The sequence below is a fragment of the Stenotrophomonas sp. SPM genome (assembly GCF_003105135.1).
GTDB lineage: Bacteria > Pseudomonadota > Gammaproteobacteria > Xanthomonadales > Xanthomonadaceae > Stenotrophomonas.
Map to the genome: position 1 here is coordinate 21,806 of NZ_QETL01000003.1, position 14,278 is coordinate 36,083.

Genomic DNA, 14,278 nt, shown 5'->3' on the forward strand with positions numbered 1-14,278 from the left:
GCAGGACCACTTCATGTGATCCGCGACGTGCGCCTGCCGGCAACCGGGGAATGGCCCCTGCGAAAAACCCGGCAGTAGAAACGCAGGCACACCATACGGAGGCGAAGGGGGAGCGCCTATAAAAGTCGTCTGACTTCCGAGTAGGGAATTTCCGATGTGTCTGTCAGAAGCTTCGGAATTCCGCGCTTCTGTCTAACAGCTCACATAAACAGCGTCATTGCGGCCGTGAAGCCCATAACGAAGAAGCCCCGCTTTCGCGGGGCTTCCTGAGTCAGCTCAGCTGGCCGTGGCAGTGCTTGTACTTCTTGCCACTGCCGCAGGGGCACGGATCGTTGCGGCCGATCTTCGGCTCGTCACGCTGCAGCGGGTTCACGCCCTGCTGCGAGGCTTCCACCTGCGCGGCTTCCTCGTCGGCGCTGTAGCTGCCGGCGTCCTGGTGCTGGAACTGCGACTGGCTCAGGCGGGCCTCCACCTGCTGCCGTTCGGCTGCTTCCAGCGCCTGCACTTCCTCGTCGCTGCGGATGCGCACGCGGGCCAGCAGGGTCACCACTTCGCGCTTGACGTTCTCCAGCATGTCCGAGAACAGCTCGAAGGCTTCCTTCTTGTACTCCTGCTTGGGCTGCTTCTGCGCGTAACCACGCAGGTAGATGCCCTGGCGCAGGTAGTCCATGCGGGCCAGGTGTTCCTTCCAGCTCTGGTCGAGCACGGTCAGCATCACGTGCTTTTCCAGCGCACGCATGGTTTCCTCGCCCACGCCGGCTTCCTTCTCGGCGAAGTGCTGGTTGACGCGCTCCAGCACCTTGGCAGCGATGCCTTCGGCGTCCAGTTCCTCGTGCGACTTGACCATGTCCACCAGCGACATCTGCAGGCCGAAGTCCGACTCCAGGGTCGCTTCCAGGCCACGCAGGTCCCACTGCTCGTCCACCGAGTTCGGCGGCACGAAGCGGGCGACGATGTCGAAGATCACGTCGTCGCGGATGCCGTCGACGTTGTCCTTCACCGATTCGGCGTCCAGCAGCTCATCGCGCTGGGCGTAGATCACCTTGCGCTGGTCGTTGTTGACGTCGTCGAAGTCCAGCAGGTTCTTGCGGATGTCGAAGTTGTGGGCCTCGACCTTGCGCTGCGCCTTTTCGATCTGGCGGCTGACCAGGCGGTCCTCGATGACGTCGTCTTCCTTCATGCCCATCATGCGCATGGCCTTCTGCACCCAGTCGGAGGCGAAGATGCGCATCAGGTTGTCTTCCAGCGACAGGTAGAAGCGGGACGAACCCGGGTCACCCTGGCGGCCCGAACGGCCACGCAGCTGGTTGTCGATACGACGCGATTCGTGGCGCTCGGTGCCGACGATGTGCAGGCCGCCGGCGGCCTTCACCGCGTCATGGCGCTTCTGCCATTCGGCCTTGACCGCGGCCTTCTGCTCGTCGGTGGCGCCCTCGCCCAGCTCGTGGATTTCCGCTTCCAGCGAACCACCCAGCACGATGTCGGTACCACGGCCGGCCATGTTGGTGGCGATGGTCACCGCGGCCGGACGACCGGCGTTGGCGACGATGGTCGCTTCGCGGTCGTGCTGCTTGGCGTTGAGCACTTCGTGCTTCACGCCGGCCTTGGCCAGGTGCTCGGACAGCATTTCCGAGGTTTCGATCGAGGTCGTACCCACCAGCACCGGCTGGCCGCGCTTGGCGCACTCTTCGATGTCGGCCAGCACCGCATTGAACTTGCCCTTGCGGTTGAGGAATACCTGGTCCGGGCTGTCCTTGCGGATGGTCGGGCGGTTGGTCGGGATGACCACCACTTCCAGGCCGTAGATGCTTTGGAATTCGAACGCTTCGGTATCGGCCGTACCGGTCATGCCGGACAGCTTCTTGTACATGCGGAACAGGTTCTGGAAGGTGATGCTTGCCAGCGTCTGGTTCTCGCGCTGGACCGGCACGCCTTCCTTCGCTTCCACGGCCTGGTGGAGGCCGTCGGACCAGCGGCGGCCGGACAGCGTACGGCCGGTGAATTCGTCGACGATGACCACTTCGCCGTCGCGCACGATGTAATCCACGTCACGCTGGTAGATGGCGTGCGCGCGCAGGGCGGCGTTGAGGTGGTGGACCACGGTCAGGTTCTGCGGCGCGTACAGGCCTTCGGTCTCGCCGTCGAGGATGCCGGCTTCCACCAGCAGCTGCTCGGCGTGCTCCATGCCCGCTTCGGACAGGTGCACCTGCTTGCCCTTCTCGTCGACCCAGAAGTCGCCCTCGCCGTCTTCCGCTTCCTGCTTGACCAGGTTCGGCACGACGCGGTTGACGCGGATGTACAGCTCCGGGGAATCGTCGGCCGGGCCGGAGATGATCAGCGGGGTACGCGCTTCGTCGATCAGGATGGAGTCGACTTCGTCGACGATGGCGTAGTGCAGGCCGCGCTGGTAGCGATCAGCCTTGGACAGCGCCATGTTGTCGCGGAGGTAGTCGAAACCGAACTCGTTGTTGGTGCCGTAGGTGATGTCCGAGGCATACGCTTCGCGCTTGTCGCTGTGCGGCATGCCCGGGTAGACCACGCCCACTCTCAGGCCCAGCCAGTTGTACAGCTTGCCCATCTGGGCGGCGTCGCGGCGGGCCAGGTAGTCGTTCACGGTGACCACGTGCACGCCCTTGCCCTCCAGCGCGTTCAGGTACACCGGCAGGGTCGCGACCAGGGTCTTGCCTTCACCGGTGCGCATTTCTGCGATCTTGCCCAGGTGAAGCACCATGCCGCCGATCAGCTGCACGTCGTAGTGGCGCATGCCCAGCACGCGGCGGCCGGCTTCGCGGCAGACCGCGAACGCTTCCGGCAACACCTTGTCCAGGGCTTCACCACCGGCGATGCGCTGCTTGAACTCCGGCGTCTTGGCCTGCAGCTGCTCGTCGGAAAGCTTCTCGATCTCCGGCTCCAGCGCATTGATCTTGGCGACGATGCGGTTGAGCTGGCGCAGCTGTCGTTCATTACGACTGCCAAATACGCGGGTAAGCAGGCTGTTGATCATTGAAGGAACCGGGTTGGATGGACACAGCGGCCCGGTCTTCCCCCTGGGGATCCGTCCGCCGCAAACGAAACAGGGCGCATTGCGCCCTGTCGATGGCAACACCCATTGTAGCTTGGGACGGGCACCAGGGGTTTCAACCCTTTGGCGAGGGGGTCAGAGCCCTTCCGGGCTGCAGAAGGGATCCGACCACGCGCAGGATCGGGGCGGATCCCTTTCGCGACAGGGAAAGGGCTCTGCCCCCCAACCGGGGTTCAACCGCGGCTGATGCGGCCGACCGGGGTATTACCGCCGTCGCCGAGGAACTTGCGCGGGTTGACCACGTTGCCGTTTTCCCAGACCTCGAAGTGCACGTGGGCACCGGTCGAGCGGCCGGTGGAACCGGCCTTGGCCACTTCCTGGCCGGCACGGACCAGGTCACCGACCTTCACCACCAGGCGCGAATTGTGCGCATAGCGGGTCACGTAGCCGTTGCCATGGTCGACGTCGACCACGTTGCCGTAGCCGCCCTTCACGCCGGAGAAGCTGACCACGCCATCGGCGACGGACATCACCGGGTCGCCCACCTTGGCGTGGAAATCCATGCCCTTGTGGGTAGCGGCACCGCGGCCGAACGGGTCGGCACGGGTGCCGAAGCCGGAGGTCACGTAGCTGTTGCGGATCGGCATGCGCGAGGGCACAGCGTTCTGCTGCAGCTGGTGGTCGAACATCAGCGATTCCATCACCGACAACTGGCGGCCTGAAGCAGCGAAGCGCTGCTCCAGCACCTGTAAGTCGGCGTTGACGTCCTTGACCGGGATGTCCGAGGTCGGGCCGCCGGCATCGCCGTCACCCAGGCCGGGGGTCTCGTTGAAGTCGAACTCGCCGTCTTCGAGCTTGCCCATCTGGGTCAGGCGCTCGCCGAGGGCATTCAGGCGGGTGGCCTGTGCCTGCAGCTCGCCCAAGCGGGCGGCCAGGGCGTTGACCTGGGTCTGCGCATCGCGCTGGACCTTGGCCAGTTCAGCTTCCTGGCGGTCGACCTTGGCCTGCAGGCGCGAATCATTGAGCGCGCTGGCGCCAATGCCGCCGGCAAGGCCGATAATGCAGCCTACCCCGAGCACGCTGCCCAGCAGGGCGCGGGGGCGGTCCTCGAAATAGAACCGCAGACGCGCGATCGGCGATTTGGCCTGCCCTTCACGCGTTTTGATTACGATCTTTTTGAATGCCATCAGTGAGTTTTCATGTCTGAGCCGAAATCCAGCGTTCGTCCCGCGTCCAAGCCGAAACCGGCACTGGATGCAGTGATGGGGGACAAAAGCGGAAACCCTCTGCGTCGTGCCTTGTGGCTCGATGCGCTGGACCGTCAGTTGCGCCCCCAGTTACCGCCCGCGTTGCGCAACCGTTGCCGGCTGGCCAATGTGGACGGGGAACACCTCGTTTTTCTCGTCGAATCACCGGTCTGGCATGCCAAGTTGCGGCTTGCTGAAGCCCAGTTGCTCGACGCGGCCCGGTCCATCGGGCTGAGGGCCACCAAGGTGACCATCAAGACTGCGTCTCCCATTCCCACGCGCTCCCCAGCGCACGACAACCGGAATGGCCCCCACGCAGTTTCAGCCGCCACGCACAAAGGGCTACGCGACGCCTTGGCGGCCCTGCAGGATGCCCCGCTCAAACCGAAGCAAGGGTCCTGAGGACAACGGAGCATCCAGCTCCGATCCCCGTCGCGCATGTCACCGCAGCGTGAAACATTTTCGGGGGCCGGGTCGCATCCTAGCCGCCCCGGGTGGTCGAGTCGTTAGATTGCTGTTAAATAATCGTTATATTCAGGCTTCAAAGCGGTCAGGTTCACAAAACCGTGACCCCCAGCCGACCGTCGCTTTACGCGCTGCGCCATTCAGCCAGCTGCGCCCGGAAACGACAACGCCGCCTTGGAAGGCGGCGTTTTCTTCTTGTATTTCAACAACCTGAAATGATCAGGCGTAGGCCGGCACGGCGTACACCACCGGATCTTCGGCGGTCGGCGACTCGTAGGTCACCCATTCCCAGGCGGTGGCATCGGCCATCAGCGCACGCACCAGCTTGTTGTTGAGTGCGTGGCCGGACTTGAAGCCCTCGTAGGCACCCAGCACCTGGCCACCGGCCAGATAGAGGTCACCGATCGCATCGAGGATCTTGTGGCGCACGAATTCGTCGGCGTAGCGCAGGCCGTCTTCGTTGAGCACGCGGAACTCGTCCAGCACGATGGCGTTGTCCATCGAACCGCCCAGGCCCAGGTTGCGCTCACGCATGTATTCCAGGTCGCGCATGAAGCCGAAGGTGCGGGCGCGGGAGATTTCCTTGGTGTAGGCCATCGTCGAGAACTCGATTTCCTGGCGTGACTGCTTGGCCGGGATCATCGGGTGGTCGAACTGGATGGTGAAGCCCAGCTTGTAGCCCTCGTACGGGGTGAAGCGGGCAACCTTGTCACCCTCGGTCACTTCCACGGTCTTCAGCACGCGGATGAAGCGCTTGGGCGCGTCCTGTTCAACGATGCCCGCCGACTGCAGCAGGAACACGAACGGGCCGGACGAACCGTCCATGATCGGCAGCTCGGCCGAGGACAGTTCGACGATGATGTTGTCCACACCCAGGCCGGCCAGTGCCGACATCAGGTGCTCGACGGTCTGGATCTTGGCGTCGTTGCAGGTCAGGCCGGTGCACAGGGTCACTTCGGTGACCAGTTCGGCTTTGGCCGGCACTTCCACCACCGGGTCCAGGTCCACGCGCCGGAACACGATGCCATGGTTGACCGGTGCCGGGCGCAGGGTCATGTACACCTTGTCACCGCTGTGCAGGCCAACGCCGGTGGCGCGGATCGTGTTCTTGAGGGTGCGTTGCTGGATCATAGGGGCAGACCGGAAGTGACACGCTAGATTAACACGCACGTCCCCATACCCCGGCTGAAACACCCTTGGAGGCTGCCGGTGGGACACGCGTGAAGCAAGGCGGCCGGGCCCATCCTGGCCCGGCGCCCGCATTTTCTGGACAGGGTGGCGCAACCCGGGGGGGACAAGCCCCGGGCAGCTCCGCTTAGTCCGCTTGGCGGCGCAGGAAGGCCGGGATGTCCAGGTAATCGTTCGGCAGTTCAGCCGACGCCGGGGCCGAAGAGGCCGGTGCCGACGGGGTCGACGCGGCCACGCTGTCGCTGCTGGCACGACGCAGGCCCAGGCCCATGCCGCCGACGGCCTTGGACACGGCGTCGCCACCGTTGTCGAAGTCGCCGAATTCCGGCTGGCCGGTGGTCGCGTTGCGCACCAGCTTGATCGGCGCGCGTTCGCCCGGGCGCTGGCTCTTGCTGGCCGACACGCGGTTCAGGCCGGTGGCCACCACGGTCACGCGCACTTCGTCCTGCATGTCCGGGTCGAGCACGGTACCCACCACCACGGTGGCGTCTTCCGAAGCGAAGCCATCGATGGTGCGGCCGATCTCGTCGAACTCGGCCATGGTGAAGTCGGCACCGGCAGTGATGTTGACCAGGATGCCGTTGGCACCGGCCAGGTTCACGTCGTCCAGCAGCGGGTTCTGGATGGCGGCTTCGGCAGCGGCCTGCGCGCGGTCATCGCCACGGGCGGTGCCGGTACCCATCATCGCCAGGCCCATTTCGGACATGACGGTGCGCACGTCGGCGAAGTCGACGTTGATCAGGCCCGGACGCACGATCAGGTCGGCGATGCCCTGCACGGCGCCCTGCAGCACGTCGTTGGCGGCACGGAAGGCCTGGATCATGGTCGCGTTGCGACCCAGCACGGTGATCAGCTTCTCGTTCGGGATGGTGATCAGCGAGTCGCAGTGCTGGCTCAGTTCTTCGATGCCCTTCAGCGCGACCTGCATGCGGCGACGGCCTTCGAACGGGAACGGCTTGGTGACCACGGCCACGGTCAGGATGCCCATTTCCTTGGCCAGCTGTGCCACCACCGGTGCAGCGCCGGTGCCGGTGCCGCCGCCCATGCCGGCGGTGATGAACACCATGTCCGCGCCCTGCAGGGCGTCCATGATGCGCTCACGGTCTTCCAGAGCAGCCTGGCGGCCGACTTCCGGATTCGCGCCTGCGCCCAGGCCCTTGGTCACGTTGGTACCCAGCTGCAGCTGCAGCTTGGCACCGCAATTCTTGATGGCCTGCGAGTCGGTGTTGGCGGTGATGAATTCCACACCATCCACTGCCGAGTTGACCATGTGCGCTACGGCATTGCCGCCGCCGCCGCCCACGCCAACCACCTTGATCACCGCATTGGGTGCCATCTTTTCGATCAGTTCAAAATGCGCCATGTCCGTGTCCTCGTTGTATCCGCTTGTCGGTGGCATGGGCGTTGGGGCCTCCTGCCTCTTCGCGTCATGTTGCCGATGCGGCTGTGTGGGTTGTGTGTTGCGTTGTTGCGTCGTGTTGCCGGTATTGCAACCGGGCGGACCCGGGTGATGCAGGTTCCGCGTCAGAATTCGCCGCGGAACCAGGTCTTGAGTTTCTTGAACATGCTGCCCGCACGTCCGGTCGGCAGCGACGGCCGGCGCGGATGCTCGTTCTGGCTGCCCATCAGCAGCAGGCCCACGCCGGTGGCATGCACCGGGTTGCCCACCACTTCGCCGAGGCCGGTGACGTGCTGCGGAATGCCCACGCGCACCGGCATCTGCAGCATTTCCTCGGCCAGTTCGACCACGCCTTCCATCTTCGAGGCACCACCGGTCAGCACCAGGCCGGCGCGCACCAGTTCCTCGAAGCCGGAGCGGCGCAGTTCGGCCTGCACCATCTCGAAGATCTCTTCGTAGCGGCCCTGCACTGCCTGCGCCAGCGAATGGCGCGGCATGCGGCGCGGCGGACGGTCACCCACCGACGGCACCTGGATGCTTTCCTCGGCGGTGGCCAGCTGGGCCAGGGCGCAGGCGTAGCGCACCTTGATCTGCTCGGCTTCCGGGGTCGGCGTGCGCAGCATGTGCGCGATGTCGTTGGTCACGTGGTCGCCGGCGATCGGCAGCGAGGCGGTGTGGCAGATCGCGCCCTGCACGAACACAGCGATGTCGGTGGTGCCGGCGCCCATGTCGACCAGCACCACGCCCAGTTCCTTTTCGTCGGCAGTAAGCACCGCCACGCTGGAGGCCAGCGAGGACAGCACCAGGTCGTCCACCTGCAGGCCGCAGCGCTGCACGCACTTGCTGATGTTGGCCGCCGCGGACTGCGCGCAGACCACCAGGTGGGCATGCACTTCCAGGCGCACGCCGGTCATGCCGACCGGGTTGCGGATGCCTTCCTGCGAATCATCCAGCACGTACTCGCGCGGGATCGCATGCAGGATCTTCTGGTCAGCCGGGATCGCCACCGCCTTGGCCGCATCGAGCACGCGATCCAGGTCACCCCAGGTCACTTCGCCGTCGCGGATCGGCACGATGCCGGGCGAGTTCTTGCACTGCACGTGGTTGCCGGAAATGGAGGCGTACACCGAGCGGATCTCGCAGCCGGCCATCAGCTCGGCTTCTTCCACCGCACGCTGGATCGACTGCACGGTCGATTCGATGTCCACCACCACGCCGCGCTTGAGGCCGCGCGACTCGTGCGAGCCGATGCCGATCACTTCGATCGGGTTGCCCGGCGAATACTCGCCCACCAGCGCCACCACTTTGGAGGTGCCGATATCCAGGCCGACGATCAGCGATTTGTCACCCTTGCGATTCATGTCCTTTCCTGCGTTCGTCTGGCCGGGGTCGCGGGTGCGCCGGCCGGCGTGGCCGGCGTTCCCCAGCTCAGGGTGAAACCATTGGTGTATCGGAGGTCGGCGCGCTCGATCGGCGCAGCCTGGTTGGCCAGCTGCGGCAGCACGCGCACGAAGCGCTGCAGGCGCGAGCGGGCATCGTCACGGCCGACCACCACTTCGGTGCCATTGCTCAGCAGCAGCGACCAGCTGCCGCGCGCATCCATGGTCAGGCGGCGCACGTCCACACCGGCCGGTGCGAACAGCGCGCGCGCATCGTTGTACAGCTTCACCACTTCTTCGGTCTGGCTGTCCGGGCCATCCAGCTCGGGCAGCTGCAGGTCGGCCAGCTTCTTCGGCGTGGGGAACAGCTTGCCCTGCTCGGAAAGCAGGCGGCCTTCGCCCCAGCGCGCGAATGGCTTGTGCTCGACCAAGGTCACTTCCAGCACGTCCGGCCACTGCTTGCGCACCTGCGCGCTTTCCACCCACGGCAGCTTTTCCAAGGCGTCCTGCGCGTCCTGCAGCTTGACCGCGAAGAAGCCGGCATGTGCGTACGGCAGCAGCACCTGCTGCAGCTGTTCCGGCGGCACCCGCTTGAACTCACCGTGCACGCGCAGCTTCGCCAGCGGCCAGCGCTCGGCGCCGACCCAGCCATTGACCACGGCCACCACCGGCAGTGCAACCACCGACAGGGCCAACAGCCAGACGAAGATGCGCAGCACCGCGTTCATGCGTGCGATGCCTCCAGGGTCTGTTCCAGCACGCGCCACACCAGTTCCTCGAAACCGATGCCGGCCTGCGCTGCCGCCTTGGGCACCAGCGAGTGGCTGGTCATGCCCGGCGCGGTGTTCACTTCCAGCAGGAAGAAGCGGCCGCTGGCGCGGTCACGCATCACGTCCACGCGGCCCCAGCCACGGCAGCCGGCGGCGCGGAACGCAGCCAGGGCGATGCGGCGGATTTCTTCTTCGTCAGCGCCTTCCAGGCCCGGGCACAGGTACTGGGTGTCCTCGGCGATGTACTTGGCGTTGTAGTCGTACCACTGGCCCTTGGGCACGATGCGGATCGACGGCAGCGCGACGTCACCAAGAATGGCCACGGTCAGTTCGTCGCCTACCACCATCTGTTCCATCAGCAGCTGGCCGTCGTAGCGCGCGGCCAGGGCCACTGCTTCGTCCAGGCCGGCGTCGTCGGTCACCCGGCTGATGCCCACGCTGGACCCTTCGTTGGCCGGCTTGACCACCACCGGCAGGCCGAGCTCGGCCGCGTTGGCGTGCACGTTCTCCGCGGTCACCTTGCGGTATTGCGGGGTCGGCAGGCCCAGCGACAGCCACACCTGCTTGGTGCGGATCTTGTCCATGCTCAGCGCCGAGCCCAGCACGTCCGAACCGGTGTACGGCACGCCGAAAGCGTCCATCAGGCCCTGCACGATGCCGTCCTCACCGCCACCGTTGTGGCCGTGCAGGATGTTGAACACGCGGTCGACGCCGCCGGCGGCCAGCGCCTTGGCCAGCGCCGGAATGCCATCCACGGCGAACGCATCGACGCCGCGCGACTGCAGGGCTTCGAGCACGTTGCGGCCCGAATCCAGCGACACCTCGCGTTCGCTGGAGCTGCCGCCGAGGAGCACGGCGACGCGACCGAACACGGCCGGGTCGGTGGCGCGCAGCGGCGGGAAGGTCAGGGTGCTCACGCCTGGCCCTCCGCCTTGAAACCTTCCACGGCGATCTGGCTGGCGACGGCACCGATGTCGCCCGCGCCCATCATCAGCAGCAGGTCACCGTCCTGCAGCACGTCCGGCAGCACGCTGGCCAGCTCGGCGGCCTTGCCCACCACCACCGGCTCGCTGCGGCCGCGCGCACGGATGGCGCGGGCCAGTGCGTGCGAATCGGCACCGGCAATCGGCTCCTCGCCGGCCGGGTAGACCTCGCTCAGCACCAGCGCATCGACGCTGGACAGCACGGCGGCGAACTTGTCGAACTGGTCGCGGGTACGGCTGTAGCGGTGCGGCTGGAAGGCCACCACCAGGCGCTTGTCGGTCCAGCCACCGCGGGCGGCGGCAAACACCGCTTCCAGCTCGCTCGGGTGATGGCCGTAGTCGTCGATGATGCGGACTTTGGCGCCACTGGCCGTGGTCACTTCGCCCAGGTCGTTGAAGCGGCGGCCGACGCCGGCGAAGCTTTCCAGCGCGCGGGCGATCGCATCCGGGGCCACGCCCAGCTGCCAGCCCACCGCCGCAGCAGCCAGCGCGTTCAGCACGTTGTGCTTGCCCGGCAGGGCCAGCACCACCTCCTGGCTGGTGCCCTGCGGCAGGCGCAGGGTGAAGCGCATGCGCGAACCTTCCTGCACCACGTTCTCGGCGCGCACGTCGGCCTGCGGGCTCATACCGTAGCTCATCACATGGCGCGGGGTCCTGGCGGCCAGCGCGGCCACTTCCGGGTCGTCGATGCACAGCACGGCCAGGCCGTAGAACGGCAGGCGCTGCAGGAACTCGGCGAAGGCCGCCTGCACGCGGGCAAAGTCGTTGCCGTAGTTTTCCAGGTGGTCGGCATCGATGTTCGTGATGATCGACATCAGCGGGTTCAGGCGCAGGAAGCTGCCATCGCTTTCATCGGCCTCGGCCACCAGCCACTGGCCACCGCCCAGCTTGGCATTGGCACCGGCGGCCAGCAGCTGGCCACCGATCACGAACGTCGGGTCCAGGCCACCTTCGCTCAGCACCGCCGCGGTCAGGCTGGTGGTGGTGGTCTTGCCGTGCGTACCGGCCACGGCGATGCCGCGGCGGAAGCGCATCAGCTCGGCCAGCATCGCCGCGCGCGGCATGATCGGAATGCGCTGGCTGCGTGCTTCCATCAGTTCCGGGTTGTCTTCGCGGATGGCGCTGGAGACCACCACGCAGTCGGTGCCCAGCACGTTGGCGGCCGAGTGGCCACGCATGATGCGTGCACCCAGGCCAGCCAGGCGGCGGGTGGCCGCGTTGTCGGCGTTGTCCGAACCGGAGACTTCATAGCCCAGCGTCAGCATCACTTCGGCGATTCCGCTCATGCCGGTACCGCCGATGCCGACGAAATGCACGCGCGGGAACGCGCGCACCAGGTCGTTGGTGTCGTGCAGGCGGCGGATCATGCGCGGCCTCGCGCGTGGCAGGCGCAGTAGCGGGCCTTCTTCATACAGCTTCCTCGAGAATGATATCGGCGATGCGCTCGGCGGCATCGACCTTGGCCAGGGCACGCGCGGCTTGCGCCATCTGCATGCGGCGGGCGGGATTTTCGGACAGTTCGCGCAGCAGTGCGGCAATGCCGTCGGCCAGCGTTCCATCCTGCTTCAGCAACACGGCCGCATCGCGCTCGACCAGATACTCCGCATTGCGGGTCTGGTGATCGTCGACGGCGGCGGGGAACGGCACCAGGACGCTGCCCACGCCCGCCGCACACAGCTCGGCCAGGGTGGACGCGCCGGCACGGCACACCACCAGGTCGGCCCAGGCGAAGGCATCGGCCATGTCGGCGATGAACGGAGTGATCTCAGCCTGCACGCCGGCCTCGGCATAGGCCTGCACGGCTTCGCCATGCAGCTTCTCGCCGCTCTGGTGGCGCACCTGAACCTGCACGTTGCCGGCCAGCCCGGCAATCGCCTGCGGCACGCCGGTGTTGAGCGCGCGTGCACCCTGACTGCCGCCCACCACCAGCAGCCGCAGCGGGCCCTGGCGATCGGCAAAACGCTGTTCCGGCGGTGCGATCGCGGCAATTTCCGCGCGCACCGGGTTGCCGACGAACTCCTCGCCCTTGGCAAACGTGCCCGGGAAACCGGTCAGCAGGCGGCGCGCGTAGCGCGACAGGATGCGGTTGGTCATGCCCGGCGCACGGTTCTGCTCGTGCACCAGCAGCGGCAGGCGATGCAGGCGCGCGGCCATGCCACCGGGGCCGGAGGCGAAGCCGCCGAAGGCGACCACGGCGCGCGGCTGGCGCTTGCGAATGATCATGCCGGCCGCACGCAGGGCGCGCATCAGCCGCCACGGTGCACCCAGCAGGGCCAGCTTGCCCTTGCCGCGCAGGCCGGTGATGGCCAGGGTGTCGACCGGAATGTCGTGCTGCGGCACCAGACGGGTTTCCATCGCGCCGTCGGCGCCCATCCAGGTGACCGGCACGCCACGCTGGCGCAGCACACGGGCCACGGCCAGGCCGGGGAAGATGTGGCCACCGGTGCCGCCAGCCAGGATCATCACCGGGCGGGTATTGGTGTTGTTCGTGGAGGCAGTGCTCATGACAGCCTCCCGAAGGTCGGTTCGATGCGCGACTGCAGGCGGCTGGTACCACGCGCAGCGGCCGGTACAGCGGCAGCCACCGGTTCGGCAGCCTTCGGCGCGCTGGTGGCAGCGGCCGGTGCAGCCGGTTCAGCCGCCGGCGCGCCCGCGGCCTCTTCGCCACCGCCGATGCGCACGGCCTGGCGGCGCTCGGCGCGCTTCAGTTCATAGGACACGCGCAGCAGCAGGCCCATCGCCACGCAGGTCATCAGCACCGACGAACCGCCCGACGAGATCAGCGGCAGGGTCAGGCCCTTGGTCGGCAGGATGCCCAGGTTCACGCCGATCGAGACGAAGGTCTGCATGCTGATCCACAGGCCGATGCCGAAAGCGATGTAGCCGGAGAAGTGGCGCTTCATTTCCACGCAGCGCATGCCCAGCCAGAAGGTGCGGCCGACCAGCAGTGCGTACAGGGCGACGATGGTGCAGGTGCCCAGGAAGCCGAATTCCTCCGCGGTGACCGAGAAGATGAAGTCGGTATGCGCTTCGGGCAGGTAGTACAGCTTCTGCACCGAGTTGCCCAGGCCCACGCCGGTCCACTCGCCACGGCCCACGGCCATCAGCGCGTTGGACAGCTGGTAGCCGTCGCCCTGCTGGTCGGCCCACGGGTCGAGGAAGGAGGTAATGCGGCGCATGCGGTACGGCTCGATGATCGCCAGCGCGCTCATGCCGACCAGGCCGATGATCACCGGCATCGACATGCGCGGCATGTTCACCCCGCCCAGCACCAGCATGCCGGCGGTGATCGCCAGCAGCAGGGTGGACGAACCGAAGTCGGGCTGTAGCAGCAGCAGCACGACCAGCGCACCGGCCACGCCCAGCGGCTTGAGCATCGCCGGCCAGGTCGCATTGACCTCGTCGCGGAAACGCACCAGGTAGCTGGACAGCCAGACGATGTAGAGCACCTTCACCGCTTCGACCGTCTGGAACTTGGAGATGCCCAGGTTGATCCAGCGGCGCGCGCCGTTGACCGTGCTGCCCAGGCCCGGCGTGAACACCGCCAGCAGCAGCACGAAGCAGCCCAGCAGCAGGATCTGGTTGTACTGCTCGATCGACTTCAGCTCGGTGCGGGCGGCCACGACCGCCAGCACGATGCCCACCGCCAGGAAGATCAGGTGGCGGTTGAGGTAGTAGAACGGGCTGCTCATCAGTGCGATCGAGCTGGATGCCACCATCACCACGCCAATGCCCGTGAGCGCAATGATCGCGCCCAGCAGCCACTTGTCGTAGCTGCCTTCGATGGCTTCGAGGCGTGTTGCCTGGCGGGACAGATCGTTCATT

Annotated in this window: 11 protein-coding genes; 1 reads left to right on the forward strand and 10 read right to left on the reverse strand. The window is 66.5% G+C overall.

Features of this window, described 5'->3' with window-relative positions:
• Nucleotides 1–271: 271 nt before the first annotated feature.
• Together secA and DCO49_RS01975 are read right to left on the reverse strand one after the other, a co-directional pair.
• Complete coding sequence (gene secA / locus DCO49_RS01970) at nt 272–3,004, reverse strand: preprotein translocase subunit SecA (RefSeq protein WP_116862578.1); 2,733 nt, start codon at nt 3,002–3,004, stop codon at nt 272–274.
• Nucleotides 3,005–3,255: 251 nt separating this feature from the next.
• Complete coding sequence (locus DCO49_RS01975; protein WP_108767756.1) at nt 3,256–4,209, reverse strand: M23 family metallopeptidase; 954 nt, start codon at nt 4,207–4,209, stop codon at nt 3,256–3,258.
• A gap of 12 nt (nt 4,210–4,221) precedes the next feature.
• On the opposite strand from DCO49_RS01975, the gene DCO49_RS01980 reads away from it, so the two are divergent.
• A complete protein-coding gene (locus DCO49_RS01980) occupies nt 4,222–4,671 on the forward strand; it encodes a DUF721 domain-containing protein (protein WP_165835663.1) in 450 nt (149 codons plus the stop codon).
• 282 nt (nt 4,672–4,953) lie between these two features.
• Here the strand turns inward: DCO49_RS01980 and lpxC are convergent, their stop codons facing one another.
• The 8 genes from lpxC to ftsW all read right to left on the reverse strand — a co-directional run bounded on the left by lpxC (nt 4,954) and on the right by ftsW (nt 14,277).
• The gene (gene lpxC / locus DCO49_RS01985) at nt 4,954–5,865 is read right to left on the reverse strand and encodes a UDP-3-O-acyl-N-acetylglucosamine deacetylase (protein WP_079220636.1); all 912 of its coding nucleotides are present in this window, start codon (nt 5,863–5,865) and stop codon (nt 4,954–4,956) included.
• Between the two features lie 184 nt (nt 5,866–6,049).
• Nucleotides 6,050–7,285: a cell division protein FtsZ gene (gene ftsZ, locus DCO49_RS01990; RefSeq protein ID WP_079220635.1), complete on the reverse strand. Its 1,236-nt coding sequence runs from the start codon at nt 7,283–7,285 to the stop codon at nt 6,050–6,052.
• Nucleotides 7,286–7,446: 161 nt separating this feature from the next.
• Nucleotides 7,447–8,682 carry a cell division protein FtsA gene (gene ftsA, locus DCO49_RS01995; RefSeq protein WP_079220634.1) on the reverse strand — a complete coding sequence of 412 codons (1,236 nt, stop codon included), beginning with the start codon at nt 8,680–8,682 and terminating at the stop codon, nt 7,447–7,449.
• On the reverse strand, nt 8,679–9,428 hold the full coding sequence (locus DCO49_RS02000; protein WP_108767754.1) for a cell division protein FtsQ/DivIB: 750 nt from the start codon (nt 9,426–9,428) through the stop codon (nt 8,679–8,681). The genes ftsA and DCO49_RS02000 overlap by 4 nt, the downstream gene beginning before the upstream one ends.
• Nucleotides 9,425–10,387 carry a D-alanine--D-alanine ligase gene (locus DCO49_RS02005; protein ID WP_116862580.1) on the reverse strand — a complete coding sequence of 321 codons (963 nt, stop codon included), beginning with the start codon at nt 10,385–10,387 and terminating at the stop codon, nt 9,425–9,427. The genes DCO49_RS02000 and DCO49_RS02005 overlap by 4 nt, the downstream gene beginning before the upstream one ends.
• The gene (murC, locus tag DCO49_RS02010; RefSeq protein WP_116862581.1) at nt 10,384–11,820 is read right to left on the reverse strand and encodes a UDP-N-acetylmuramate--L-alanine ligase; all 1,437 of its coding nucleotides are present in this window, start codon (nt 11,818–11,820) and stop codon (nt 10,384–10,386) included. The genes DCO49_RS02005 and murC overlap by 4 nt, the downstream gene beginning before the upstream one ends.
• A 40-nt stretch (nt 11,821–11,860) precedes the next feature.
• Nucleotides 11,861–12,958 carry an undecaprenyldiphospho-muramoylpentapeptide beta-N-acetylglucosaminyltransferase gene (gene murG, locus DCO49_RS02015; protein WP_116862582.1) on the reverse strand — a complete coding sequence of 366 codons (1,098 nt, stop codon included), beginning with the start codon at nt 12,956–12,958 and terminating at the stop codon, nt 11,861–11,863.
• A complete protein-coding gene (gene ftsW / locus DCO49_RS02020; protein WP_116862583.1) occupies nt 12,955–14,277 on the reverse strand; it encodes a putative lipid II flippase FtsW in 1,323 nt (440 codons plus the stop codon). Before ftsW ends, murG begins: the two co-directional genes overlap by 4 nt.
• Nucleotide 14,278: the final 1 nt, after the last annotated feature.